The sequence below is a fragment of the Gemmatimonadaceae bacterium genome, assembly GCA_030647905.1.
GTDB lineage: Bacteria > Gemmatimonadota > Gemmatimonadetes > Gemmatimonadales > Gemmatimonadaceae > UBA4720.
This window is the reverse complement of the sequence record JAUSJA010000026.1, coordinates 352,301-377,270: the sequence shown is the minus strand read 5'-3', so window position 1 is coordinate 377,270 and position 24,970 is coordinate 352,301. Positions and strand designations below refer to the sequence as shown.

General features: G+C 61.2%; 17 protein-coding genes and 1 tRNA gene. 7 read left to right on the top strand and 11 right to left on the bottom strand.

The genetic code is table 11. The features are described from left to right. Positions 1-65: 65 nt before the first annotated feature. Together Q7S20_07990 and Q7S20_07985 are read right to left on the bottom strand one after the other, a co-directional pair. Positions 66-626, bottom strand: coding sequence for a 2'-5' RNA ligase family protein (locus tag Q7S20_07990; protein MDO8501769.1), 561 nt, complete (start codon positions 624-626; stop codon positions 66-68). Next, positions 627-1,439 (bottom strand): phosphatase PAP2 family protein, encoded by an 813-nt coding sequence (locus tag Q7S20_07985; GenBank protein ID MDO8501768.1) that lies wholly within the window; start codon positions 1,437-1,439, stop codon positions 627-629. 42 nt (positions 1,440-1,481) lie between these two features. Between Q7S20_07985 and Q7S20_07980 the strand changes: the two genes are divergently transcribed. Together Q7S20_07980 and Q7S20_07975 are read left to right on the top strand one after the other, a co-directional pair. Further along, on the top strand, positions 1,482-2,462 hold the full coding sequence (locus Q7S20_07980; GenBank protein MDO8501767.1) for an enoyl-[acyl-carrier-protein] reductase: 981 nt from the start codon (positions 1,482-1,484) through the stop codon (positions 2,460-2,462). A gap of 103 nt (positions 2,463-2,565) precedes the next feature. Then, positions 2,566-4,980: a zinc-dependent metalloprotease gene (locus Q7S20_07975; GenBank protein MDO8501766.1), complete on the top strand. Its 2,415-nt coding sequence runs from the start codon at positions 2,566-2,568 to the stop codon at positions 4,978-4,980. 76 nt (positions 4,981-5,056) lie between these two features. Here the strand turns inward: Q7S20_07975 and Q7S20_07970 are convergent, their stop codons facing one another. Beyond that, the gene (locus Q7S20_07970; GenBank protein MDO8501765.1) at positions 5,057-5,959 is read right to left on the bottom strand and encodes a GGDEF domain-containing protein; all 903 of its coding nucleotides are present in this window, start codon (positions 5,957-5,959) and stop codon (positions 5,057-5,059) included. A gap of 170 nt (positions 5,960-6,129) precedes the next feature. Here Q7S20_07970 and Q7S20_07965 point away from each other — a divergent pair, with 170 nt between their 5' ends. From Q7S20_07965 to Q7S20_07955, 3 genes are read left to right on the top strand one after another with little or no spacing between them, the layout of a single operon-like run. Then, positions 6,130-6,777 carry a nitroreductase family protein gene (locus Q7S20_07965; GenBank protein MDO8501764.1) on the top strand — a complete coding sequence of 216 codons (648 nt, stop codon included), beginning with the start codon at positions 6,130-6,132 and terminating at the stop codon, positions 6,775-6,777. Then, positions 6,770-8,794, top strand: coding sequence for a transketolase (gene tkt, locus Q7S20_07960; protein MDO8501763.1), 2,025 nt, complete (start codon positions 6,770-6,772; stop codon positions 8,792-8,794). The genes Q7S20_07965 and tkt overlap by 8 nt, the downstream gene beginning before the upstream one ends. A 34-nt stretch (positions 8,795-8,828) precedes the next feature. Next, a complete protein-coding gene (locus Q7S20_07955) occupies positions 8,829-9,473 on the top strand; it encodes a cyclase family protein (protein ID MDO8501762.1) in 645 nt (214 codons plus the stop codon). 10 nt (positions 9,474-9,483) lie between these two features. On the opposite strand, the gene Q7S20_07950 is transcribed toward Q7S20_07955, so the two are convergent. Beyond that, the gene (locus Q7S20_07950; protein ID MDO8501761.1) at positions 9,484-9,927 is read right to left on the bottom strand and encodes a DUF853 family protein; all 444 of its coding nucleotides are present in this window, start codon (positions 9,925-9,927) and stop codon (positions 9,484-9,486) included. A gap of 259 nt (positions 9,928-10,186) precedes the next feature. Between Q7S20_07950 and Q7S20_07945 the strand changes: the two genes are divergently transcribed. After that, on the top strand, positions 10,187-11,626 hold the full coding sequence (locus tag Q7S20_07945) for an FAD-dependent oxidoreductase (GenBank protein ID MDO8501760.1): 1,440 nt from the start codon (positions 10,187-10,189) through the stop codon (positions 11,624-11,626). On the opposite strand, the gene Q7S20_07940 is transcribed toward Q7S20_07945, so the two are convergent. The 4 genes from Q7S20_07940 to Q7S20_07925 form a co-directional block, all read right to left on the bottom strand. After that, positions 11,577-19,841, bottom strand: coding sequence for a glucoamylase family protein (locus Q7S20_07940; GenBank protein ID MDO8501759.1), 8,265 nt, complete (start codon positions 19,839-19,841; stop codon positions 11,577-11,579). The two genes, Q7S20_07945 and Q7S20_07940, sit on opposite strands and share 50 nt — an antisense overlap. A 122-nt stretch (positions 19,842-19,963) precedes the next feature. Next, positions 19,964-20,467, bottom strand: a complete 504-nt coding sequence (locus Q7S20_07935; GenBank protein ID MDO8501758.1) for a PaaI family thioesterase — start codon at positions 20,465-20,467, stop codon at positions 19,964-19,966. Positions 20,468-20,579: 112 nt separating this feature from the next. After that, the gene (locus tag Q7S20_07930) at positions 20,580-21,266 is read right to left on the bottom strand and encodes an OmpA family protein (GenBank protein MDO8501757.1); all 687 of its coding nucleotides are present in this window, start codon (positions 21,264-21,266) and stop codon (positions 20,580-20,582) included. A gap of 199 nt (positions 21,267-21,465) precedes the next feature. Further along, a complete protein-coding gene (locus Q7S20_07925) occupies positions 21,466-21,651 on the bottom strand; it encodes a hypothetical protein (protein ID MDO8501756.1) in 186 nt (61 codons plus the stop codon). Between the two features lie 101 nt (positions 21,652-21,752). Between Q7S20_07925 and Q7S20_07920 the strand changes: the two genes are divergently transcribed. After that, on the top strand, positions 21,753-22,817 hold the full coding sequence (locus Q7S20_07920; GenBank protein ID MDO8501755.1) for a methylated-DNA--[protein]-cysteine S-methyltransferase: 1,065 nt from the start codon (positions 21,753-21,755) through the stop codon (positions 22,815-22,817). Here Q7S20_07920 and Q7S20_07915 read toward each other — a convergent pair. The 3 genes from Q7S20_07915 to Q7S20_07905 form a co-directional block, all read right to left on the bottom strand. Then, positions 22,806-23,453 carry a DUF1648 domain-containing protein gene (locus Q7S20_07915; GenBank protein MDO8501754.1) on the bottom strand — a complete coding sequence of 216 codons (648 nt, stop codon included), beginning with the start codon at positions 23,451-23,453 and terminating at the stop codon, positions 22,806-22,808. The genes Q7S20_07920 and Q7S20_07915 overlap by 12 nt on opposite strands. 147 nt (positions 23,454-23,600) lie before the next feature. Continuing rightward, positions 23,601-24,680 carry an ATP-dependent 6-phosphofructokinase gene (locus Q7S20_07910; protein MDO8501753.1) on the bottom strand — a complete coding sequence of 360 codons (1,080 nt, stop codon included), beginning with the start codon at positions 24,678-24,680 and terminating at the stop codon, positions 23,601-23,603. Between the two features lie 133 nt (positions 24,681-24,813). Further along, positions 24,814-24,886, bottom strand: a tRNA-Phe gene (locus tag Q7S20_07905). Positions 24,887-24,970 lie beyond the last annotated feature (84 nt).

The window sequence follows — 24,970 nt, the reverse complement described above, 5'->3', positions numbered from 1 at the left end:
GGTGCTCCATCATCTCGTCGCCGGTCATCCGGTGATCGTCGCCCCAGAGCTACGTCGCCGTGATGTTAGACGTCGGGCATCGCGATCTGTTGCGGAACCTCCGCGCCGAGGGGCAGCTCCAGGAGTTTTCTCGACGGCTGCGGATCGAGAGTCTGATAGACGGTGATTCGGTCGATGATTGCCGGCTCCCGCACGCGCACCGCAAGCAGCTCCCGCTCGGCGTCGCGCGTGAGGGTTGGATACAAGCTCAACGTGCAATGCGGACTGAACGTAAACCGCGCCCGTTGAAATAGCAGGCCGGAGGTCGCGATCCGGTCGTGGAAAACACGCAGCGGGCCGTGCGGATCGAGTGGAAGCACGACGATTTCCGTCTGCATGAACCGGAGAGGAGGGCCGAACCTCAGGGACAGCGCGGCGGTGCTGGACGTGATCGGCGCCAGCTTGTCCCATAGCTCGGCGATCGTCACCGACGCCAGAACCGGTCCCACCCCCGACGATCCGGCGAGTGTCACATGCGGCGCCTTGTATCGAGCGAGACGTGGGTCGTACTTCTCGTTGATCTCGCAAATTCGCTTGCCAGCCGCGCCTCCGATCTCGGCGATTATGAAGATGCCGTTGGCCTGCACTTACCTCGAAGCCGTTGAAAAGGTCAGGGCCCAGTTTCCGTCGTTCATCGCCTGGACTCCCGCGCGCAACAAGAGCTTGTCGAGATGGTTGCCGGGGTGCGAGTGCTGATACCGGAACACCTTTATCCCCGCGAGCGTGCCAATTGCCGCGCCAGCTATCACGTCACTGGCCCAGTGGTCATCGTTGTATATGCGCGAAATTCCGGTTAGCGTCGCAGCTCCGTACACGACCGGACCAACGATCCATTTCGTGTGCGGCCACCAGTGGCTCGTCTCGGCCGATATGATCGACGCGAACGCGAACGCGGCCGTCGAATGGCCCGATGGAAAGGAGCGGTAGTCGTCGCTCTTCAGGCCCCGCATGAGCTGAAAGTTCGCGGCATTCGCGGTATCTGCATACGGTCGCGCGCGACCCGTCACCACCTTGATCCCCCCCGCCACCACGCTCCCCATCAGAATAGACTCGACGGTGTGCAGGCCCAGATCCTCGACCCTTCGGCTGCCCCGGCCAAGCCCTATCAGGTACATGCTGCCGCCGGCGACCAGTCCTCCCGGGCTCCCGAAAATACGAAATGCCGTCGCGCCTCCCTTGAGGAACCGGTTGGCCTGCCGTGCCGGCTCCTGCAGTTGGCGAGTGAAGTACTTGTCCGCAGGCGCAGCAGCGGCCGCGGCGGCGATGAACCCCGCGGCGAGGACCGCGTCACTGGTCCTGAAAAGCGGACGCTCCTTCCAGAGAGTGTCCGCGGTTTGCGCGCCCGCCGAAGCGGAGATGGCTAGCGACAGAAGCAGAAGCGAAAAGCCGGCTCTTCTCAATCGAATACCCCAGGGTTCATGACGTTCATTTCGGGATTCGGAATGCAAATCCCGGCCCGTCTCCCTTTGCCGCAAATACGCGATTGGGACATATTCCTCAACATGCTCAATATTGACCTCAACGGGCGCCGCGCGCTCGTGGCCGGCGTCGCGGACGACGGTGGTTTCGGCTTCGCAATCGCCAAGGCACTTGCCGAGGCAGGAGCATCGGTGTCGGTGGCGACCTGGCCTCCGGCACTCAACATCTTCATGAACCTGCTCGAGCGCGGGAAGATGGATGAATCCCGCCGGATGTCGAACGGACACCTGCTGGAATTCGAGCGGATATATCCCCTCGATGTCGCATTCGACACCATCGCCGACGCTCCGGAGGACCTCCGCGCGAGCAAACGGTACAACGGTGCGGGCGATTTCTCGATAGACGGCCTCGCCAATCGCATTCGGGCGGATTTCGGCGACAAGGGTCTCGACATCGTCATCCATTCCCTCGCCAACGCACCCGAGGTGAAGAAGCCGCTGCTCGAGACCAGCCGCAACGGATACCTCGCCGCCGTGAGTGTCAGCGCCTACTCGCTCGTCGGAATGATGAGCCGGCTGGCCCCGCTGATGCGTCAAGGCGGATCGTTCCTCTCTCTCACCTACATGGCAAGCGAAAAAGTCATTCCCGGTTATGGCGGCGGAATGTCTTCGGCGAAGGCGGCACTCGAGAGCGACACCCGCACGCTTGCCTATGAGGTCGGAAGAAAGTACGGAATCCGCGTGAACACCATCTCCGCCGGACCGTATGCCTCACGCGCCGCGAGCGCGATCGGAATCATTGAGCGAATGGTGCAGTACTGCGCGGAAAACTCGCCGCTTCCGGATCCGCTGACCGCGGAGGAAGTGGGTGTCACCGCGGCATTCCTGTGTAGCCCGCTGGGAAGCGGCATCACCGGCACGACGGTCTACGTGGACAAGGGTTATCACACAATGGGAATGTCCCTCTCCGAAATGGGCGGAAACGACAGCCCTCCCCCTGCGTAAACCCTCGCTCGATTCATCCCTGAAATTGCTTCGTAGCCCGCTCACTGCCTGCTGCCTTTTTTTCGCATCGCAGGGCTGCTTTCTCCTCTCGCGGACGACTGTCATGCCGGAGTCGAAGAAGTCTCCGGCACAGATTCGCACCGACAGTATCGAGAAGGCGAACGAAGCGGCAGGAATCAGGCCTTACGGCAAGGTCGTCACGAGCGCTGCACGCACGCGCACCGGCCTGTTCACTACCCACCGGGTCGGCGACACTCTCCTCTTCGAGATTCCACGTCGCGAGATGGGGCGCGACATGCTCCTCGTTGGACGATTTGCCCGCGCCTCGGGAGGATCATCCTACGGTGGCGACGAATTCACCGAGCGCGTGCTGCGATGGGAGCGCGAAGGCAATCGCGTGCTTCTCAGAAGCATGACGTTCGAGCTTGCCGCCGACTCCACGCTGCCCGTATATCAGGCGGTCTTCCAGGCGAGCTATCCCACAATCGTCGCCGCCTTCAAGGTCGAAGCTTACGGTCCCGACAGCTCCGCTGTCATAGACGTCACGCCGCTCTACACCACCAACGTTCCGGAATTCGTCGCTACGCGTGGATCGTTCGACGAGAAGAGATCCTTCGTCGAGCGTGTCTCGGCTTTCCCCGAGAACGTCGAAGTCGAAGCGACGCAGACGTTCACTCCGGAAAATCCGCCCGATTCGGAGCGCGGACTCAGCCCGGTCCCGGCGCAGAGCATCCTCGCTCACTGGAGCATGATCCGGCTCCCCACGCGTCCGATGATGCCGCGCTTGGCCGACAAGCGACTCAGCTACACGGACGTGAAGCAGACGGACTTCGGAACGTCGCAGCATCGCTCCGTCGCACGATCATATATCCGGCGATGGCGCCTCGAGAAGAAATTCCCGGATTCGGCACTTTCCGATCCCGTGAAACCGATCGTGTATTACATCGATCCGGCCACGCCCGCTCAGTGGATTCCGTGGATCAGGAAGGGAGTCGAGGATTGGCAGCCGGCCTTTGCTGCCGCCGGATTTCGTCGCGCCATCATCATCCGCGATGCGCCGACTCCTGCCCAGAACCCCGACTGGTCACCGGACGACGTTCGCAACACCGTCGTGCGCTGGCTCCCCTCGACGACAGAGAACGCCGATGGGCCCGATGTCCACGACCCGCGCAGCGGCGAGATCCTGAATGGATCCATCCGCGTCCATCACAACGTCCTCAATCTCGCGCGGAACTGGTACATCACTCAGGTCGCACCGCTCGATCCGCGCGCGCGTCGCATCCCCTTTCCCGATTCGCTGATGGGACGGCTCGTGGAGTACGTCGTCGCACACGAGGTCGGACATACGCTCGGTTTTCAGCACAACATGAAAGCGAGCTCGACATATCCGGCCGATAGCATTCGCAGCGCGATGTGGGTGCACCGCATGGGCCACACGCCCACGCTGATGGACTACGCACGATTCAACTACGTGGCACAGCCCGAAGACCACATCGCCGTCGAGGATCTGGTCCCCCGCATAGGGCCCTATGATCTGTTCGCCACCCGGTGGGGATATGCGCCTGTTCCCGGCGCGCGCACCCCGGATGAAGAGAAACCGACTCTCGATAGCTGGGCTCGGATGCAGGACACCGTTCCGTGGTACCGCTTCAGTACTTCCGGAGCCCGCGACAGCGATCCTGGCGACGAGACCGAGGCCGTCGGAGATGCGGACGCGGTGAAATCCACCGCGCTGGGACTTCGCAACATCCGGCGAACGATGCCCATCCTCATGTCCGTCGCGCTCCGGCGAGGAGAGGACAACTCCGATCTGTCGGAGCTTTACGACGACCTCGTTGATCAATGGAGCCAGGAGCTCGAGCACGTCGTCAACATCGTTGGCGGCTCGGACTCACGCGAGAAATACGGTGGACAGCCAGGACCGCGCTTCACCCCGATTGCTTCCGCGCGCCAGCGGGCTGCCATTCGCTTCCTCGCCGACAACGCCTTCCGCACGCCTGAATATCTGATAGACACGAATCTTCTGCGACGTATCGAGCCCGACGGCACGCTACGCCGGATAGGAGCGGCACAGGCACGCATATTGGGCGGTCTCTTCGACACCGATCGGCTGAACCGCCTCGCCGAGTATGAGGCCCTCGCCCGAGGCCGCGCCGACATCTACCCGCTCGGCGAGATGCTTGGCGATGTTCGTCGCGCTGTCTGGAGAGAGCTCGCTGCAGAACGTGTGACCATTGATCCGTTCCGCCGCTCGCTTCAGCGCGCATGGCTGGCACAGGCGGATTCCCGGCTGAACCCCGTGCCCGCGATGATCATCAGCTCGACACCTTCGCGAGGCCCGCGCGCCAGAAGCAGCACCGGCCCCAACAGCGATGTGAGATCGCTGATGCGCGGCGAGCTGCTGGATCTCGACACCGCGCTCAAGTTGGCGATCAGCCACGCCACTGACCGGACAACGCGGCTTCACATCGTGGATGCCCGCTCAGAGATCCAGCGCATTCTCAATCCCGAGCGGTAGGAAAATCAGAACGACACGAGCAGTCCGCGCGTGATCTTGTCCGGGTCGCCGATCACGACAAATCGTGCGGCGTTGTCTATTTCCTGGCTGAATCCGCGGGGGTCCGGCGCGTATAGCTGCCCGGCCGGCGAACGACGCGCACGTTGATCAGCTCGCGGTCGGCGCGGTTCACCGTCTCCTCCAGATTCTCGGCATTGTCCCGCGCTGCCCATCCGAGAGAGAACGAAACCGACCCGCGCTCCTCGCCCGCTTTCTCCAGACGGTGCGCGATGAGCTCGGTCTCCGCGAGATCGGTATCGAATAGCGCGACCATGAATTCGTCGCCCCCCATCCGTATCACCGGCTCTTCCGCCCGCACGTGCCTCATGAGGAAGCGACTCATCTTCACCAGCACAGCGTCGCCCGCCGCGTGGCCGTTCATGTCGTTGTACTGCTTGAAGTGGTCGATGTCCACGTAAATGCATCCCCACGTTGCCGTCAGCTCGCGAACCGCGGCATACAGCGTCCCCAGATACCTTCTGTTGTAGCATCCCGTGAGCGGGTCGCGAAGGCTCTGCTCGATGAGCTGCGTCTCGAGCGCCTTGCGTCCCGTAATGTCCACCAGGATGCCGTGAAAGACGTGCTCCCCTGTCTCGGGGTCCGTGTTGGTGTACCATGTGTCCAGAACCGTTCGCACTCCGCCATCCGGACGCGTGATCTGAAGTTCCCGGTCGCGGATCGAGCCTTCCCGCTCCACCAGCTCCACTTCCTGTTTCCTGATGCTGGCATCCACGAAATCGCTCACGCGGTAGCTCTTCAGCTCGTCCAGTGTGGCGACGCCGAAGATTTTCAGGAATGCCGGGTTGGCGTCCAGAATCTCTCCGCGCTCTGTGGTTATGTAGATTCCTTCGCCGAGATTTTGTGCGAACCTGGTGAGAGTCTCCGGATCGCTCAGGCTCCTGAACCGGGAGTGAGTTGAGGCGTCGGACTTTTTGCTCAAGGGATCGATTCCCTGATATGCGGCATGTCCATTGCCCGGTTATGTCAACTCGACGGAGACCCGATGTATGACGCACGGAGATTCTAAGGAACACATGAACATGCGCGAAGAAAACCACAACGGATAGGTACGGGACAGAGTGCTGGTGCCTCCGGAATTAGCTTTCCCGCATGCCCGATACCCTTCCCGATCCCCTGGTCGTCAACAGCCGCACCGCGGACGCTTCGGTAGATCCGCAATTCCTGGATCGCTGGTCTCCGCGCGCCTTCTCGCCCGAGCCCCTGGATGAAGCCACCATCATGTCACTCTTCGAGGCCGCTCGGTGGGCTCCGTCCTCCGGGAACGAGCAGCCGTGGATCTACCTCTACGCCACTGTTCCCGAGGAACGCGCCCGATTTCTGGACATCCTTGACGAGTCCAATCGAATCTGGGTAAAGCACGCGCCGATGATCGCTTTCGTCGTCGCCCGTCTCACGCTCGCCCGGAATGGCAAGCCGAATCGCACCGCTCGCTTCGACGCCGGTTCCTCATGGCTCTCTCTCGCCCTCGAGGCGCGAAAGCTCGGGCTCTACGCACACGCCATGGCGGGCTTCGACCTGAACAAAGCGTACGATTCGCTCAACGTCCCTCGCGATGGATACGAAGTGATGGCCGCCATCGCGATCGGAAAGTATGGCGATCCCAGTCAGCTCGATGAACGCAACCGCGGACGCGAAAAGCCGAGCGGTCGCAGGCACGTCTCGGAATTCGTGTTTCGCGGACAGCTTCCGACGTTAACTTCAGACTCGACGCAAAGCCCCCATGACTCCGATGCCTGAAACGAAATCCACTCCCTCGTCCGCCAGTCTCGACCAGCTTTGCATCAATGCTATTCGGGTCTTGTCCATGGATGCGGTCCAGAAGGCGGACTCAGGACACCCGGGCACGCCGATGGCGCTCGCGCCGCTCGCCTATGTGCTCTGGACCCGCCACCTTCGATACAATCCGCACAATCCCGGGTGGATAGACCGCGATCGCTTCATCCTCTCTGCCGGCCACGCTTCGATGCTCCTCTACAGCGTGCTCTATCTCACCGGCTACGACCTCACCCTTCAGGATCTGAAGCAGTTCCGGCAGTGGGAGAGCAGAACTCCCGGACATCCTGAGTACGGCTACACCGCGGGAGTCGAGACCACCACCGGCCCGCTCGGCCAGGGAGTCGGCAACTCGGTGGGAATGGCGGTGGCCGAGGCGCAGCTTGCGGCGACGTTCAATCGCCCGGGGCACGAGATCATTGACCATCACACCTACTTCATCGCCAGCGACGGTGACATGATGGAAGGCATCTCGCACGAGGCTTCATCATACGCCGGACATCTTGGGCTGGGAAAGATCGTCGGATTCTACGACGACAATCACATCACGATCGAGGGTGATACCGACCTCACCTTCAGCGACGACACCGCGAAACGCTTCGAGGCATACGGCTGGCACGTCCAGCGCGTCGAGGACGCGAACGATCTCGATGCGCTCGACAACGCGACCGTCGCCGCCAGGGAAGTGCGCGACCGGCCCTCGCTGATCATTGTCAGGTCGCACATCGGATACGGCAGTCCCCACAAGCACGACACGGCCGAGGCGCACGGATCACCCCTCGGCGTCGAAGAGATCAAGCTCACCAGGGAAGCTCTGGGCTACCCGTCACAGGAGCCTTTCTACGTTGTGCCCGAAGCGCTGGCGCATTGGCGGACGATGTCCGATCGCGGCGCGAAGATCGAGAGCGAGTGGCAGCACAGGTACCACGCATATAAGGCCACTCATTCCGCAGATGCGGCCGAGCTCGAGCGCCGGCTGCGCGGCGAGCTCCTCGAAGGATGGGAAGATCTCATCCCGTCGTTCACAGCGGAGAACGGAAGCGTCGCGAGCCGTGCTGCTTCCGGGACCGTGCTCAATGCCATCGCTCCGAAGCTGCCCGAGCTCGTCGGCGGTTCTGCCGATCTCGCATCGTCCACGAACACCATCGTGAAAGGCGCGCCCAACATCACGCCGGACAATTATGCCGGTCGCAATTTCCATTTCGGGATTCGTGAGCACGGCATGGCCGCGATCATGAACGGAATGTCGGCCCATGGCGGATTCATTCCATACGGAGCGACGTTCCTGATCTTCTCGGATTACATGCGCCCCTCGGTGCGCCTCGCATCGATCATGAAGCGCCATGTCATCTACGTCTACACGCATGACTCGATCGGGCTTGGCGAAGATGGTCCGACACACCAGCCCATCGAGCAGCTCAGCACGCTCCGCGCGATTCCCGGGTTCACGCTGATTCGTCCCGCGGATGCCTCGGAGACCGCGGAGGCCTGGCGAGCGGCTCTCAAGCATTCCCACGGGCCGGTCGCGCTCGTTCTCACCAGACAGAAGCTCGGGTTCATTGACCGCACGAAATATGCGCCCGCGAGCGGCCTGGCGAAGGGTGCCTACGTCCTTGCCGACGCCCCCGGCGGAGCACCCCAGGTCGTGCTCATGTCGAGCGGATCCGAGGTCGCCCTCATTCTCGAAGCTCAGCAGCAGCTCGAGGCTCAGGGCATTCGGGCACGCGCCGTTAGCATGCCGAGTCATGAGATTTTCGCTTCGCAGGGCGCTGAGTATCGCGACAGTGTCTTGCTATTGGGGGTAAAACGGATTTCCATTGAGGCTGGACACCCCATGTCCTGGGATCGGTGGGTTGGGTCAGATGGGATCACCATCGGCCTCGAGTGCTTCGGTGCCTCGGCACCGTACAAGGAGCTCTACGAGCACCTCGGCATTACGGTCTCGAAGATCGTCGAGGCCGTAAAACAGCTCGTCGCCTGACACACACGTAACCGATTCCACGCAGATGGCCTGAATGCGCCTGTACGACGTCAGCATCACACTCGCGCCCGGCATCCCCGAGTGGCCGGGCGACACACCGTTCTCGTGCGGATGGACGGCGACGACATCGAACGGATCGAGCGTCAATCTCTCCAGCATTACGTCGAGCCCGCACGTCGGAACACACGCCGACGCACCGCTGCATGTGCGCGATGGCTGGCCGGGCTCGCACGAGCTTCCGCTCGAGGCATTCTACGGCCCCGTCATTGTCATTGATGTGAGCGATGTGAGCGATGTGAGCGATGTGCGCGGTGAGCTGAACTTCAACGACATCGAGCCGCTTCTCGCTGGACAGCCCACGGAGCGATTGATCCTCAGGACCGGAGCGACCATTGCGTCCGGCACTTTCCCCGATCACTGGGCTACTCTCTCCGAATCATGCGTGCGTGTCCTTCTCGGGCTCGGCCTCAGGCTGCTCGGCGTCGACGCGCCTTCAGTGGACGCGAGAGATAGCAAGTCACTCGCAGTTCACAAGATGCTCTTCTCGGGAAATGCCTTCATTCTCGAGAACCTCGACCTCCGGCGCACGCCGCCAGGCCCGTACGACATCATGGCGTTCCCCATCAAGATGATGTCGCTGGATGCCGCGCCGGTGCGCGCGATCCTGCTCGAGCGCTAACCCCTCCGCACTACCAGCGGCTTCGCGTACTGCGTCTTCTCGGCGAGCCGAGGAGCGCGCCCATCAGCCCTCGCGCCCCTTTCGCGCCAGTAAGGCTCAGGAACTCGACGGGGAATGCCGACGGCTGCCACTTGTAGCCAGTCTCTTTCGCCCGGGAGTTTATCCTGTCGCTGGCCGGGCCATCAGCGCCAATTCCCGACAGATCACCCTTCATGTCGGCAACGAAAACCGGCACGCCCACCGCCGACAGCTGCTCGGCGATGAGCTGCAGCGTTCGCGTCTTGCCGGTGCCCGTCGCTCCCGCAATCAAGCCGTGCCGATTCATCATCGATATCGGTATCGTGACGATCGGTTCGGGATTGCATTCGCCACTGTGGACGATGGCGGCGAGAGTGACAGTGTTGGCTATGACGGGAAATGCGGCACGAGCCGCGTCCAGGACATTCGAATCCATGATCTTCTTTCCTCGAGCGTCCGCGGGAGTGGACTGTGAATTCAGCTGCTTACGGCTAGAGTATCATTGGCATACGCTATGCGCCATAGGACGCGCCGGCTCTCCGTGATGCCATCACCTTACCGCACTCACCGCAATGCGAAGCGATTCAGGTCACACCACTTCCGTCTGGATGGGCACGACAGACATGCCCGAGCCCCCGCGTGTCACGCAGAGCTTGCGCACCAGTGTCTGCGTCATCGGAGCGGGGATAGCCGGTATGACCACAGCGTACCTCCTCGCTCGCGCCGGCCGTGCTGTGGTCGTGATAGACGATGGCCAGATCGGCGGTGGTGAGACGGGCCGGACTACTGCCCACCTGACCGCCGCGCTCGACGACAGGTACTATCAGATTCAGAAGCTCCACGGTCAGGAAGGCGCAAGGCTCGCCGCCGAGAGCCACACCGCTGCCGTCGCCCGTATCGAGTCCATCGCTTCACAGGAAGACATCGACTGCGACTTCGAGCGCGTGGACGGTTATCTCTTCCTCGGTGACAGCCACAAGAATGAGCTCGATCGCGAGCTCGCTGCCGCCCATCGCGCGGGGCTTGCCGACGTCGAAATGGTGGATCGCGCACCTCTCGATTTCTGGAATACAGGACCCGCGCTCCGCTTCCCTCGCCAAGCCCAGTTCCATCCGCTCAAGTATCTGAATGGCCTTACACGAGCGATTCTCCGCGATGGCGGGCAAATTTTTTGCTTCACTCACGCCGAAAAGATCGAGGACGGCGAGCCCTGTCGCGTGACGACGAGCGAAGGCCACGTCATCACCGCCGATCACGTGGTCGTCGCGACCAACACGCCTGTAAATGACTGGGTGATACTGCACACCAAGCAGTCCGCGTATCGAACCTTCGTGATTGGTGCGCGCATACCGCGTGGATCGGTGCCACACGGATTGTATTGGGACACTCAGGATCCGTATCACTACATACGCGTCCAGGAAGTGGATTCCCGCCTGGATCCCGCCCGCACTGAGGAGATCCTCATCGTCGGTGGCGAGGACCACAAGACTGGCCAGGAAGACGACGCCGATGAGCGCTTCAAGTCCCTGGAGGATTGGACGCGCAAGCGTTTTCCGATGGTCGAGAGCGTGGACTTCAAATGGTCGGGACAGATCATTGAGCCGGTGGACTACATGGCGTTCATCGGAAAGAATCCGGGAACCGACGAGCACATCTACATCGCCACCGGTGATTCCGGAAACGGCATGACCCATGGCACGATCGCCGGCATTCTGCTCACCGATCTCGTGCTCGGAAGACCCAATCCATGGCAGATGCTCTATGATCCGTCACGCAAGAAGCTCCGCGCCACTCCGGAATTTGTGAAACAGAACCTCAACGTCGCTGCACAGTACGGGGACTGGGCAACGAAGGGTGAGGTTGCATCACTCGACGACATTGCCCCGGGTACCGGTACCGTCCTTCGCCGCGGGACGAAGAAGATCGCCGTTTACCGCGACGACCAGGGCAACATCCACCAGCGCTCGGCCGTCTGCACGCATCTCTATTGTATCGTCGACTGGAACACGGCCGAGCGAACATGGGATTGCCCCTGCCACGGCTCGCGATTCGATGCCTATGGCAACGTCGTCAACGGCCCGGCGATTACTTCGCTGGCTGAGGTGGAGGAGGAGGAGATCCCAGCGTCACGATAACTTCGTGAATGCGACCATCCTTCACGAGCGTGATGGGCCCGGAGACCGGTGTTCCATCGAGCGTCGTCGAAGCCACGCCCCGCTCGACTCCTCCCGGATTTCTCACAACGATGGAATAAATGCTGTCCTCGTGTCGATAGCCCACGCAGAATTCCTTCCACGATGATGGAATACACGGATTCATCTCCAGTGTCTCGCCGCGTTTGGTGAACCCGAGTATTGCCTCCAGTCCCACGCGGTAGAGCCAGCTCGCTGAGCCGGTGTACCAAGTCCAGCCGCCGCGGCCGAGATGGCCCTCGGCGGTGTACACGTCGGCCGCGACTACGTATGGCTCCACCTTGTAGGTCGCGACGTCTTCCGGTGTCAGCCCATGCGTCACCGGATTCACCATCTGATAAAGCTCCATCGCGCGACCTCCGTCTCCCTGGAGAGCGGTCGCCAGCACAGCCCACAGTGCCGCGTGCGTGTATTGCGCACCGTTCTCGCGCACTCCAGGCAGATATCCCTGGATGTATCCGGGATCATGCTTCGAATTGTTGAACGGCGGCGTCAGCAGCATGATGAGACGCGCGTCCTCACGTACGAGATGCTCGTTCAGCGCGCGCATCGCTGCTCGGCTGCGCGCGGGGTCGCCGGCGTCGGAGATGACGCTCCAGCTCTGTGCGATCGAGTCGATCTTGCAATCGTCGCTTTCCCCGGATCCCATCGGCGTGCCGTCATCATAGTAGGCGCGCCTGTACCATTCGCCGTCCCATCCCGCGTTTTCGACCGCTTCGTTGTAGCGCTGTGCCGTCGCGCGGAATTCGTCTGCCACAGCTCGGTCGCCGCGCTCTTCCGCGTGCTTGGCGAACTCGCGCAGCGTGACGATCAGGAACCACGCAAGCCACACGCTCTCTCCGCGCCCGTCGATTCCCACGCGGTTCATTCCATCGTTCCAGTCTCCGACACCGATCAGCGGAAGCCCGTGCTCGCCGGTTGTGCACGCTTTCCTGAGCGCGCGAACACAGTGGTCATACACCGGCTCGACGAGTTCCGAGACCTGCGGCAGTTCGTACAGCTCGTGCTCGTCAGCATTGAGCTGGCGCATTCTGAGATACGGTGCCGTCGCGTCCAGCACCGAGTGGTCTGCCGTTAGGCTCAGGTAGTGGTTTACAACATACGGCAGCCACGCCAGGTCGTCGGAGAATCGCGTGCGCACACCGCGACCGCTATGCGGGTGCCACCAGTGCTGTACATCACCTTCCTCGAACTGGCGCGCTGCACACCGGACGATGTGCTCCCTCGCGAGCGCCGGTTCCGTATAGACGAATGCCAACACATCCTGAAGCTGATCCCTGAACCCGAACGCGCCGCCCGACTGATACACCGCCGATCTGGCCCACATGCGGCATGACAGCGCCTGATACAGCGCCCACTGATTGAGCACGACGTCGAACGTGGGCTCCGGTGTTTTCACCGTGATCGTCCCGAGCCGCGCTCTCCATACTCTCGCAGCGTGATCGAGAGCGGCGTTTGCGGCGTCGGCATGCTTGTATTTCTCGAACAGTGAGATCGCGTCTTCCGGTCCGTCGCCGGCGCCAAGCAGCACGACGATATCACGTGTCTCCCCTGGCGCCAGCTCGACTCTCGACTGGAGCGCTCCGCACGGGTCAATAGTGTCTCCGATGTCGCCCGTGAGAGTCTCGCGCATGATCGCCATCGGCGCGGACAGTGTTCCGTTGCGTCCTATGAACTCGCGCCGCGCCGCGGTAAACGCTGCAACCGGCTCGCTGAGCGCCGTGAACGCGACACGCGACGAGAACACCGGATCGAAGTAGTTCCGCGCCAGCATCACCTGCCCGTCGGCAGCCATTTCGGTCCGAATATTTGCCTGTGTCTTCTCCCTGTTCACGCCGAGCACCCATTCGACGTAACTGGTGATCCTGATGCGGCGTGACCTCGATCCGTGGTTGGTGAGCCGCAACACCTGGATCTTCACCGGATCGGCCTCCGGCATTCCCACCCTCAGCATCGTTGAGATTCCGTCGTGCAAATGCTCGAATACCGTATATCCCGCGCCGTGCTTCACGGTGTATGCGGTCGGCTGCCTGATCGGCTCCGGAGTCGCCGTCCACACTGTGCCACGATCGTCATCGCGCAGGTAGATGCATTCCCCGGCCGGATCACGCACCGGATCGTTATGCCACGGAGTGAGCCTGAAGAAGTAACTGTTGTCCGTCCAGCTGGAGCCCGCCCCGGTCTCGCTGACAATGAACCCGCCCGCAGGGTTTCCGATCACGTTCACCCATGGCGCGGGTGGAAGATTGTCGCCTTCCAGTCTGATCTCGTACTCATGGCTGGAATTGAATCCGCCTAGGCCATTGAACAGCGCGAGGCCGGATGTGTCGCCGCCCGGAACCTCCACTCCATCAGACCCGCCACCGCGCATTGCATTCACGACCCGGGACCTCGCTGCAGCTATGCCATCGGACGCGGTGACGTTCACCCTGTCGCCGGTGATCGCTGACAACGCAGAAATCTGGCTGCTCGATACATACTTGTCCTCGACATTTGGGAACTCGAGGAAGTTGCCAAGACCCAGGCCATCACAATCAACCTGGATTCTCGCAAGCGAATGCAGCAGCCTGATATCAGCCGGCTGGAGCACGTCCGATCGGCGGATGAAGATTCCTCCCGGCCTGTCGAGCAAACCTGCCTCGCTCGATGCCATCACCGTCGACAGAAGCTCGTCGTTCAGCTCCTGCAGGTATGTCGGCGGATGCTCGTTCAGAATCACGAGATCGCATGCCACTCCTTTCATTCTCCAGTAGTGGTGCACCTTGAGAAGCTGCCGTACGCTCGGAAGTCCATCCGCCGATGCCAGTGTGGCCAGAAGAATTGGCCAGTCGCCTGAGATGCCGAGTCCCCAAAGCTCCGCTTGGCCCAGGGTGTTGTCACTTCCCTTCGCCGGCAGTCCCTTGAACCCCGGGTGCGCGTAGAGCAGGTGGCCCGCCAGTTCCTGATACAGCGCGGCATCGGCGGGAGTGATTCCCAGATCGCGGAGCTCGGCCTGCGCGTGGGCCCACGACAGATCGAGCGCACGCCGCGCACTGTATGGATCATGATAGAGATCCGCGAGTTGAATCGCCTGCTCGCGATCCTCCGCTATGAACGTCGTGAACGTCACCTCGGCGGACCTGCCCGCAGGTATCGTTACCGTCGTGCGAAGTGAGAATATCGGATCGAGCACCGCTCCCACCGTGCCGGACAGATCACCGGGAGCGTCCATGGCGACCGGATCGCGGCCCGACCGCCCCCGTCCCACGAATCGCGCGCGATCCGTCTCACACGTCACGGTACTGTTCCCGACGGCTGTTGCCATCACATGTCCGCACCAGCTCGGCTTGTCTGTCGCCGACCTTGGGCGTCGCATTGCCAGGAGCGCCGCACTGTTCGGTAGCCACTCCGTCTGCACGAAGAGATTGCCGAACGCCGGATGCGCACGATCCGAGTCGGCGCTGGCGAGCACCACTTCCATGTAACTCGTCAGCTCCATGTCGCGGGATTTTTGCGAGCGATTATGGATGGTAACCTTCCGTACTTCCGCCGCTTCTCCCGGCACGACGGCGATCTCCATCATCGTCTCGATGTCGTCGTCCCTCCGATGCAGCGTGACCCGATCGCTGGCGAAGAGCACCCGATACCACGCGTACTCCGCGCAAACAGGTTGGTGTCCGGCCGACCATATCTTCCCGGCGCTGATGTCGCGCACGTAACACCACTGGCCGAAGTCGTCGCGTGTTCCGTCGCTTCTCCATCGGTTGATCGCGAGTTCGCCATAACGGGTAACTCCGCTGCCGGCGTTGCTGACGATCGTCGTGTACGGAACGTTGCCAAGCAGAGCCACCCGCGGCTGTGGAGTATTTGCTGTGTCGAGCTCCCGCACTGCCGGCTTTTCCATTTCCGACGGCACGCGCATCGCCTCGTCCTGCTGCTGCACGTCCTGGAGAACGAGTCTCCGCGGAATCCTCTCCTGGAGTATCAGCTCGGCCGATCTCACTATCGGATCCGTGTGGAAGCGTTTCTGCCACACATTGGCGTTGAGCGCGTTGTCGAACGCAACGATGCTCATTCCGATGTGATGAGCCATGTACGCACCGACGACCGCCTTCGTCGATCCGGGCAGTGGACGCGTGTAGTCGATCGCGTCCCTGAAGCCGTATGGGCCCAGTGCTCCTTCGGCTTCGAGCATCGCCAGATTCCTGATCGCCTGATGCGGCTCCACGAGCAGCGCGAGCGCCGTGGCGTACGGAGCGATCACCACCTCTCTGCTCAGACCCCGCTTCAGCGCAAGCTCGGGAACACCGAACCCTCGATACTGATATGTGAGCGCACGATCTCGCAGGTTATACGCGGATTCCGACGTGCCCCACGGTACGCCGTGTTCCGCGCCGTAGGCTATGTGCCTGCGCACGGCCCCCTGATATGTCTGGCTCAGGAGCGTCGAGGGGAACGTCCGCAGCACGAGGGCCGGCATGAGATACTCGAATATGCTGCCGCTCCACGAAACGAGCGTGCGCGTACCGCCCGCTGCCGTGAGCGTCCGGCCGAGCCGGAACCAGTGATCCACCGGTACATCGTTCTTCGCGATCGCAACGAAGGAAGAGAGACGCGACTCTGACGCCAGCAGATCATAGTACGAGTTGTCGAACGTGTTTGCCGCCGGCTGATAACCGATCGAAAACAGTTTTCTCCTTTCGTCGAACAGGAACCTGAAATCCATTTCCAGCGCGTATGCTCTGGCACGCTCGGCAATCGCCCGCAATCGCTGCGCATCCTCTGAACTGCATTCCGGCTCATGCGTCGCCTCCAGACAGGCTTGCTTCATCGCGATCAGATGCCCGGCGAAGTTGCCGCTGTCCACGGTCGAGATGTACGCCGGCTCCAGTACGTGGAAATCGGTCAGATTGTACCAGTTGTAGAAATGGCCACGGTAGCGTCGCATGCGCTCGAGCGACCTGAACACTTTCTCCATGCGCTCGATCATCGATCCCAGTGTAATGAACCCGAGGTCCCACGCCGAGATGATGGACATCAGCTGAAGTCCGATGTTCGTCGGCGATGTTCTTGGAGCCACCACAGGCTCCGGATCTTCCTGGAAGTTGTCTGGCGCCAGCCACTGCGTCTGCTCCGTCACGAAATGCTCGAAGAACTGCCAGTGCAGACGTGCATATCGAAGCGCGGCCTGACGCTCCGTCCCCGTCAGTCGTAGCTCCGGAGGCGTCGCCGGTGCGCTGAGAGAATGCGCGATCGCTGGCGAGCCCAGCCATAATCCGAGCAGCGGAAGCGTGCCCACGAGAAACAGCACTCGCCCCGACATCTCGGATTCGGCGGGATTCGCGCGCAGAGCCACCATGGCCAGAAGCATCAGGCTCAGCACGGTGACCGGCCACATCCTGCGCCACATCTCGACACGCGAGCCGGTGCCCATGGCGCGCTCCACCTGCGACGCTGTTTGCCATTCCAGCAGATTTCGCTTCGTGATCCAGAGACGCGCTAACGTACGGATGATCGCGTCCGCGCTGACGACCGCCTGATGAGGAAGGAATGCAACCGCCAGCGCCCACTGCTGCACACTCACTCGCGTATCCCGGCCGACGGCCGCGTAATACGCGATCCAGGATTGATCGCGCGGCGGTCTCAGCAGCGATACAAAGAGGGAAAAGATCCATGGAGCGGCGATCGCGAACAGCAAGACCGTCGTCCACAGCAACGCCGATCCGGAAAGCACGAACCACCCGCATACAACAAGCGCGAGCTGCGATATCTCGACAACGCTTCGCCTGAGATTGTCGAAAATCTTCCACCGGGAGATCGCCGACAGCCTGTTTCTCGTCGGTCCCTGAGGTCCCGGCACAATCGGGCCAAGCCACTGCAGGAGCTGCCAATCGCCTCGGATCCATCGATGCTTCCGGCGCGTGTATGTCAGATATCTCGCCGGATAGTCGTCGTACAACTCGATGTCCGTCGCCAGCCCGGCTCGCGAGTACGCGCCTTCTATGAGATCGTGGCTAAGAAGCGTGTTTTCTGGAAAGCGGCCGTGAGTTGCCTTCTCGAACGCATCTACATCGTAGATACCCTTGCCGGTGAAGCTTCCCTCACCAAACAGGTCCTGATAGACGTCGGACACCGCCGTCGTGTACGGATCGACGCCCGGATGCCCGGAGTGAATCGCCGCGAAGCGTGACGCGTGCGCGCTCGTCAGCGACACGCCTACCCTTGGCTGGAAGATGCCGTACCCGCGAACAATTCGTCCAAGCTGCGGATCGTAATCCGCCTTGTTGAGCGGATGCGCGATCATGCCGGTGAGTATCTGCGCAGCATCGCGCGGCAGCACTGTGTCGGAGTCGAGCGTGATTACATAGCGGACTTTCTGCAGTGCCGCGGTGTTTCCCGCGATCGTCGAGAACGCATCGTCCGCCATTTCGCGTAGAAAACGATTGAACTGGCCAAGTTTTCCACGCTTCCTCTCCCAGCCCATCCATACACCCTGCTTCTCGTTCCAGAGCCGGCGACGGTGAAAGAGAAAGAACACATCGCCACTCGCTCGCTCGTACTTCTGGTTGAGCTCGTCGATTCCCTCTACCGCCGCCTGTAGTATTTCGGCATCGCCCTGCTTCTTCTCCGTCGCGGCGTCCGTGAAATCGCTGAGAATGGCGAAGTGCAGGTTCGGATCGCGATTGGCGAGGTATTGCACTTCAATGTGCGACAGGGCTTCCTGCACAGCCCTCACGCTTCCGAAGAGCGTCGGCACCACGACTGCTGTCCTGCAGTCTTCCGGAATTCCGTCGTCGCGGAATTCCATCTTTGGAAGAAGATTCGGAGGCATCAACAACGTGACGAGCTGATTAACCACGCTGATTGCAATCTCGTTAACGGGAATCACCGCCACAAAGAAGAGCACAAACCGCTCGCTAACCGTCATTCCCGGCGCGATCCAGAACAGAGATGCCAACAGGACAATCGTCATCACGAGAATCCCGCCGAAATACAGCGACGTCGGATGGCGCTTCGTCCACCTGTGCACACGCTCGCCCCACGGTGGCGTGTAGCCGGTCGCCTCCTCGAGCTCGAGCCTGCCGTTGTCAATCAGATAGTACCCGACGTGCGATCGGCGCTCGTCGCCCTGCCCGTGGCCCTGCACTGAAAGTCCCAGCGCCACGTTCGCGACTTCCTCTTCCTGCCTGATCGTCTCCTTCGCGATGTGCTCGATGACGTGGCGGTAGTAATCCCGCGTCCCGAACGTCATGGCCGTGTAGTGCCCCGACAGATCCTTTCTCAGGATCTTCTCCGTCGCGCTCTGTGACTCGACGAAGTCTTTCCAGTTTAGACGCGCGATCGTACGCAGGCTCGTGATGCAGTTCGAGACAGTCACCTGCGTCAGCGCGATCATCCGGTTCGAGCGCATCACCGCGACTTCGGCGCTTGGCCCATCCTCCGCGATCCACTGCTCGAGCCATATCAGCGGCGTGAAGTTGACCTGATAGCCGCGAATCTGGTGAAGGAACCGCGCGACAAAGTTCGGGCTGAACGGAGGATGATCGCTGATGAACGCGTTGAGAGATGCGGCAAGCGCCTCGGGCGACTGGTTGTTCGCCGCCATTATCCCGGCTGCCCAGCGGTCCGCTTCCTCTACCTCATCCAGGCGCGCAGCCACGCGCATCGACATCCGCCGAAGATTCTCCACGAGGCCGAGACGGAGCATCGTGGGTATCGCCCACAGCTCGCCCATCTTGAGCGCCGCGACCTTCTGATACTCCCGCACGAACAGCGTGATGTTATCAATCGAGAGGTGGCCTTCGGAATGTGCGATGAGTTCGATCGCCACGTCGTACACGCGCGGATAATGCGCCAGCATGCCGCTCGCCAGTTTTGGAAGCTCCTGATAGTATCCACCTGGGAGGTTCGTCCGGATCTCGCGAATGTGCTCCTGCACGATGTACGAATTATCCAGCAGCCACTCGCCCGCGGGGCTGATGTCCACTTCCCGCTCGGCGGCGTCGCTCAGACGATCGTGGATCTCGTCGAGTACGCGCCGTGTGTCGTCGAGCCGCCCGAGAAGCGGTCCATGACCGCGCTGCTTCTTCGGCGGAAGCAACCGATGCTTGCGCGCGATGTTCCGGGCGTGCTTGGCGAGTCGGTCGGTGCCGAAGACTTCGCCCCTGATCGGTCCCACGAGCTTCCAGTCCGCTTCGTCTGTTGAGCGGCGAAAAAATCGCAGAAGTCTGCTGGAGGAGTCTTTTGCCGGAGTTACGGTTGCCACGAATCGCCGAATGTCAGAGGTACGCCGGAAGAAAGCTATCGGGCTTTTCGATCTTCGGGCCCTGTGAGGATGAACGTCCCTGTCGCATGTGCGTATAGTTTGCCGTCACTGTCGGTCAATCTCCCTTCCGCGGTTGCCGACCGCCTGCCCATGTGAACGACATCGCCGGAACAGTAGACCTTCCCCGTCGAAACCGTGATCGGCCGGACGTAGTTGATCTGGAGCTGCAGCGTCGGAGCCGTGTGCGCCGGCGGCAGCAGGCTCTGCACCGCACAGCCCAGCGATGAATCGAAGAGGGTGGCCGCAAGACCACCGTGCACCACACCGAGCGGATTGTAGTGGTACTCCGCCGGTTCCAGGGTCACCACAACGCGTCCCTCTTCTATCTCCTCCAGACGGAATCCCAGAACCTGCCCCAGCGGCGATGGCGGTGCCTCTCCGCGCGCCATTGCTCGCAGATACTCCACGCCTGTGAGTGTTGTCGCCGCCTCGACTCCGAGTGCGGGATCCTGCCATGTGACGGTTCGCGTGCGCTCCATTAGAGGTAAGATCGTCCTATCACACTTTCGCGCTAGGTGGGCGTGACGTCGTGTGGACAAAAAAACACCCCGTCCGACATCTACGGGGTGCTTCCCCATTTCAGGCGTTGGGCTACTTCCCGCTGTAACTCTTCTTTACCTGATCGCGGTAGGCTTCGCTGGCGTAGATCGCGACCTCCACCCTGCGGTTCTGCTGCCTGCCCGCTTCGGTGTCGTTCAATGCCACCGGCTCGGACTCACCGCGGCCAGCAGTCGAGATTCTCATAGTCGGTACGCCCTGCGACTGCAGGTACACCGAAGCTGAGTTGGCACGACGATACGACAGGGTCTGATTGTATGTGTCGTCGCCTTTGCTGTCCGTGTGACCGACGATGAGTAGACTCGAGTTGCCGAACTTGTTGAGGCTTTGCGCGAGCTCCTGCAGGTTCGCCGCAGCAGCCGGACGGATCTTGTCGGAATCGAAGTCGAACAACAAACCCGAGTCGAATGTGACCTCGATGCCTTCGCCCACACGCTCGACCTTGGCACCGGGTATGGACTGATCCAGCTCCTTCGCCTGCTGATCCATCTGATGACCTATCACGGCCCCCGCCGCCCCACCGACAACCGCTCCGATGATCGCTCCTCTGGCCGTCGATCCGCCGGTGGTTTTGCCGATCACGCCGCCTATCGCGGCGCCAGCGCTGGCTCCGATCACAGCACCACGCTCCTTGTTCTTCATGCTCGCGCATGCAGAAAGGCCGAACGAGCCAACGACTGCAAGGACTGTCAGCACCCTTCGTGAATTCAGTTGCATCATGTTTCTCCTGTATCGGTCGCCATTACGTTGCGCGCCTGATGGTAATACGTCGATTGGGACGTTTCTGTCTCCGCTGAGAATGCAGCATTGTTACGGATTACAGGAATCGTGCCTCACTGCGTTGCGAGTCGATTCTTTTTCGGGGAACAAAAAAGGGGTGCCCCGTATCGGCCACCTCTTCATCAGACGCTTGCGGTCTCTACTTGCGGAGATTATTCACGGCCTTGTCGAGTTTTTCCTGCATGCGAAGGTATTCTTCATTGATCGCCTTCGCCGCTTCAGGGATCTCCTCTCTCGCCTTCTCGATCGCATCGGAGAGCTTCGACATGGCAGCATTCAGCTCCTTCTCGATGCTCTCCCACTTGTCCTCAAGTTCGTCGCTCATGAGCCCTCCGGTTGTGCTTCGGAAAATATCGCACAATGCCCGTGAATTCAGTGTCTATTTTTCGGTGGAACCGCCCCGTCTCCGGTCCTAGATTGGCTTCCATGACGACAGCATCTCTTCCCTCCGCGGACCGCATGTACCGCGCGCTCGCCGAGCGCGATGGGACATTTGATGGCGTGTTCTTTGCCGCCGTTAAAACCACTGGAATTTTCTGCCGGCCGACCTGCGCCGCGAAGAAGCCACGCCCCGAGAACGTCGAGTTCTATCCGTCCGTTCGCGACGCACTCGTCGCTGGCTATCGCCCGTGTCTGCGCTGCCATCCGATGCAGCCTGAGGGCGCCGCTCCCAACTGGATCAAGAGGCTGCTCGAACAAGTCGAGGAAGATCCATCGAGACGCTGGAAGGACTCGGATCTCAAGGCGGCCGAGCTGGATCCGGCGCGCGTCCGACGGTGGTTTCTCCGCCACCACGGGTTGACCTTCCAGGCGTACCAGCGGGCACACCGCCTTGGCCTTGCGTTCGGACGGATAAGCCAGGGCGAAAAGTGGGAAGGAGTCGGCTATACGCACGGCTTCGAATCGGCCAGCGGTTTCCACGACGCGTTCACGCGTACATTCGAGACAGCACCCAACCGCCTAGCCGACGTCGCCCCTGTCGTCGTTACGCGCCTTCTCACTCCCCTCGGCCCCATGATCGCCGGAGCCACGGCCGACGGAATATGCCTGCTCGAGTTCGCCGACCGCCGTATGCTGAAAACGCAGCTCGAACGCGTGAGAAAGCGGTTTTCTCGTCCGACGGTGCCTGGCGAGAACCGGCATGTTGCCCAGCTCAAGGATGAGTTAGATAGATATTTTACCGGAGGTCTAAGGAGCTTTACGGTGCCGCTCCTCCTCAAGGGCACCGATTTCCAGACTGCGGCCTGGAACCAGCTCCTCAAGATTCCCTACGGAGAGACCATTAGTTACGAACAGCAGGCAAGGGCAATGGGACGGGCAGGAGCCCAGCGCGCTGTGGGCAAGGCAAATGGAGACAATCGAATCGCGATCGTTATTCCCTGCCACCGCGTGGTCAGACAGAATGGAGATCTTTGCGGATACGGCGGGGGACTATGGCGAAAGAAATTCCTGCTCGACTTCGAGCGCGGCCAGTGCGCCTCAGGCGGCTGAGTGCCTTTCGCCGTCCTTCTTCCACACCACGTAGGAATAGACGAAGAGAAACACCATCATCGCAGTTCCCGAAACGAGAAGCACCCACATGGCCTGCTTCGGCGCCAGCAGCGTCGTCAGCATCGTCAATGTCCCTGTCGCGATGAACAGCAGGCCGCCGACCTTGTGGGTGCGCTCCCACGCGAGGTCGCTGCTGAGTGTCCACGGTGTTCGGATTCCCACGAACCAATTCGGGTGCGCGTGTGGCAGCAGTACGCCGATCACCACGAAGAACGCGCCGACCGCACCGATGACGATACGGGATATCGGGATATGGCTTCCTGTCGCCGCCGCGAGCAGCAGCAGATGCATCGCCAGCATGAATGCCATCGTTGCGATGATCAGCGCTTCATACATCCCTCTGAATTTTGCGTAGTTAGCTCGGTGCGGATCGATGTGTGGAATCAGCCGCATGACCGGCCAGATCACCGCCATCATGAGCGGCATCATCCACGCTCCCCAGAATCTGCTCGACCATCCGTCAATCTCACCTGACATGTTCCAGTGCGTCGGAATCCTCTCCGGCAGCTTGGAGTAGATCGCCACTGATGCGATCGTTGCCACCGCGATCAACAGTACGGGAATCCACTTCCGCATTCGATCTCCATTTTAAGAACAGCTATCCGGTGTTGCTCGCGACTTTCAGACCAAGTCCCGGCTTCGGCGACTTTATCCTGCCGGCTCGCCCTCATTGATATGACCGCGAGCAGCAATACGCCACATGTTAATTAATTAGATAACTATCTAATCGCCGAAGCTAATACCGGTCGCCCGGGCCGTCTGCACGATGTCGTGGCCTAACTCAACTCGTTTCTCCCGACGGATGACCTCGCTTATTGGCACCGTCACCAGGTGAGGTGACTGGAGCGCCACCATGTGGCCCCATGCCTCGCTCTCGATGGCCCGCACTGCTGCAGCCCCGAACCTCATTGCCAGCAGGCGGTCATATCCCGTCGGCATCCCGCCTCGCTGCAGATGCCCCAGCACGAGAGACCGGCATTCCTTCCCTGTCCCCGCATGTATCCGCTCCACCAGACGCTCAGCCACTAACCCGGCGTGAATGATCCGGGGTGGACCCGATACACTCGAATCGCCCGTCTCCGTTGACTTCGGATAGGCACCCTCCGCCGCAACCACGATCGAGAAATTCTGGCCCGCCCTGTCACGCGCCAGAATCTTCGCACAGACCTTGTCAATATCGTATGGAATCTCCGGGATCAGAATCACATCGGCGGTGCCCGCCACCCCCGCATGCAGCGCGATGAACCCCGCGTAGCGTCCCATCACCTCCATCACAATCACCCGGTCATGGCTCTCGGCTGTTGTGTGCAGCTTGTCGATCGCTTCGATCGCCGTGTTCACCGCCGTATCGAAGCCAAATGTCGTAATCGTGCAGCTCACGTCGTTGTCGATCGTCTTGGGAACTCCGACGATCCTCAACCCGCGGTTCACCAGCTCGAGGGCGATTTGCAGCGTTCCATCGCCGCCGATTGCGACCAGTGCGTCAATGCCAAGCTTCTTCACGTTGGCAATCAGCTCGCCCGAGCGATCCTTCTCGACGTAGCTGCCATCCTCCATCCGAACCGGAAAGGAAAGCGGATTCCCCCGGTTCGTTGTACGGAGGATGGTGCCACCAAGATGCGCGATTCCGCTTACCGACAACCGTGTAAGCGGAGCGACGTCACATTCGCCGAGTAGTCCGGCGAACCCGTGGCGTATCCCGAGCACCTTCCAGCCGCGATTAACCGCCGAGAGCACGGCCGTACGAATCACGGCGTTAAGCCCGGGAGCGTCGCCACCCCCCGTGAGAAGACCTATGCGCATTTTGCTGTACCTCGGACTGACGTCGTCTGCAGCACAAACGCCACCACTGTCGACTCCGGTGGGTTGGCCTCACGGAGTTCCGGGCAGTTGATGGCGTTATCTGCTATTGAGTTCTCAAGCACACCTTCATGAATGGCCAGGGGCAGAATCGAACTGCCGACACGCGGATTTTCAGTCCGCTGCTCTACCAACTGAGCTACCTGGCCCCTGCCCCTGCGACACACAATGCCGCGGCTCGCAATGTAATTCTGCCCGCCTGACGCTGGAACCCCTCGCGCAGACCAGGCAAT

Bases quoted from the DNA above. Each gene is read 5' to 3' on its own strand.
- Q7S20_07980 (MDO8501767.1), top strand. From the start codon at position 1,482: ATGCAAATCCCGGCCCGTCTCCCTTTGCCGCAAATACGCGATTGGGAC.
- Q7S20_07975 (MDO8501766.1), top strand. From the start codon at position 2,566: ATGCCGGAGTCGAAGAAGTCTCCGGCACAGATTCGCACCGACAGTATC.
- Q7S20_07965 (MDO8501764.1), top strand. From the start codon at position 6,130: ATGCCCGATACCCTTCCCGATCCCCTGGTCGTCAACAGCCGCACCGCG.
- tkt (MDO8501763.1), top strand. From the start codon at position 6,770: ATGCCTGAAACGAAATCCACTCCCTCGTCCGCCAGTCTCGACCAGCTT.
- Q7S20_07955 (MDO8501762.1), top strand. From the start codon at position 8,829: ATGCGCCTGTACGACGTCAGCATCACACTCGCGCCCGGCATCCCCGAG.
- Q7S20_07950 (MDO8501761.1), bottom strand. From the start codon at position 9,927: ATGGATTCGAATGTCCTGGACGCGGCTCGTGCCGCATTTCCCGTCATA.
- Q7S20_07945 (MDO8501760.1), top strand. From the start codon at position 10,187: ATGACCACAGCGTACCTCCTCGCTCGCGCCGGCCGTGCTGTGGTCGTG.
- Q7S20_07935 (MDO8501758.1), bottom strand. From the start codon at position 20,467: ATGGAGCGCACGCGAACCGTCACATGGCAGGATCCCGCACTCGGAGTC.
- Q7S20_07930 (MDO8501757.1), bottom strand. From the start codon at position 21,266: ATGATGCAACTGAATTCACGAAGGGTGCTGACAGTCCTTGCAGTCGTT.
- Q7S20_07925 (MDO8501756.1), bottom strand. From the start codon at position 21,651: ATGAGCGACGAACTTGAGGACAAGTGGGAGAGCATCGAGAAGGAGCTG.
- Q7S20_07920 (MDO8501755.1), top strand. From the start codon at position 21,753: ATGACGACAGCATCTCTTCCCTCCGCGGACCGCATGTACCGCGCGCTC.
- Q7S20_07915 (MDO8501754.1), bottom strand. From the start codon at position 23,453: ATGCGGAAGTGGATTCCCGTACTGTTGATCGCGGTGGCAACGATCGCA.
- Q7S20_07910 (MDO8501753.1), bottom strand. From the start codon at position 24,680: ATGCGCATAGGTCTTCTCACGGGGGGTGGCGACGCTCCCGGGCTTAAC.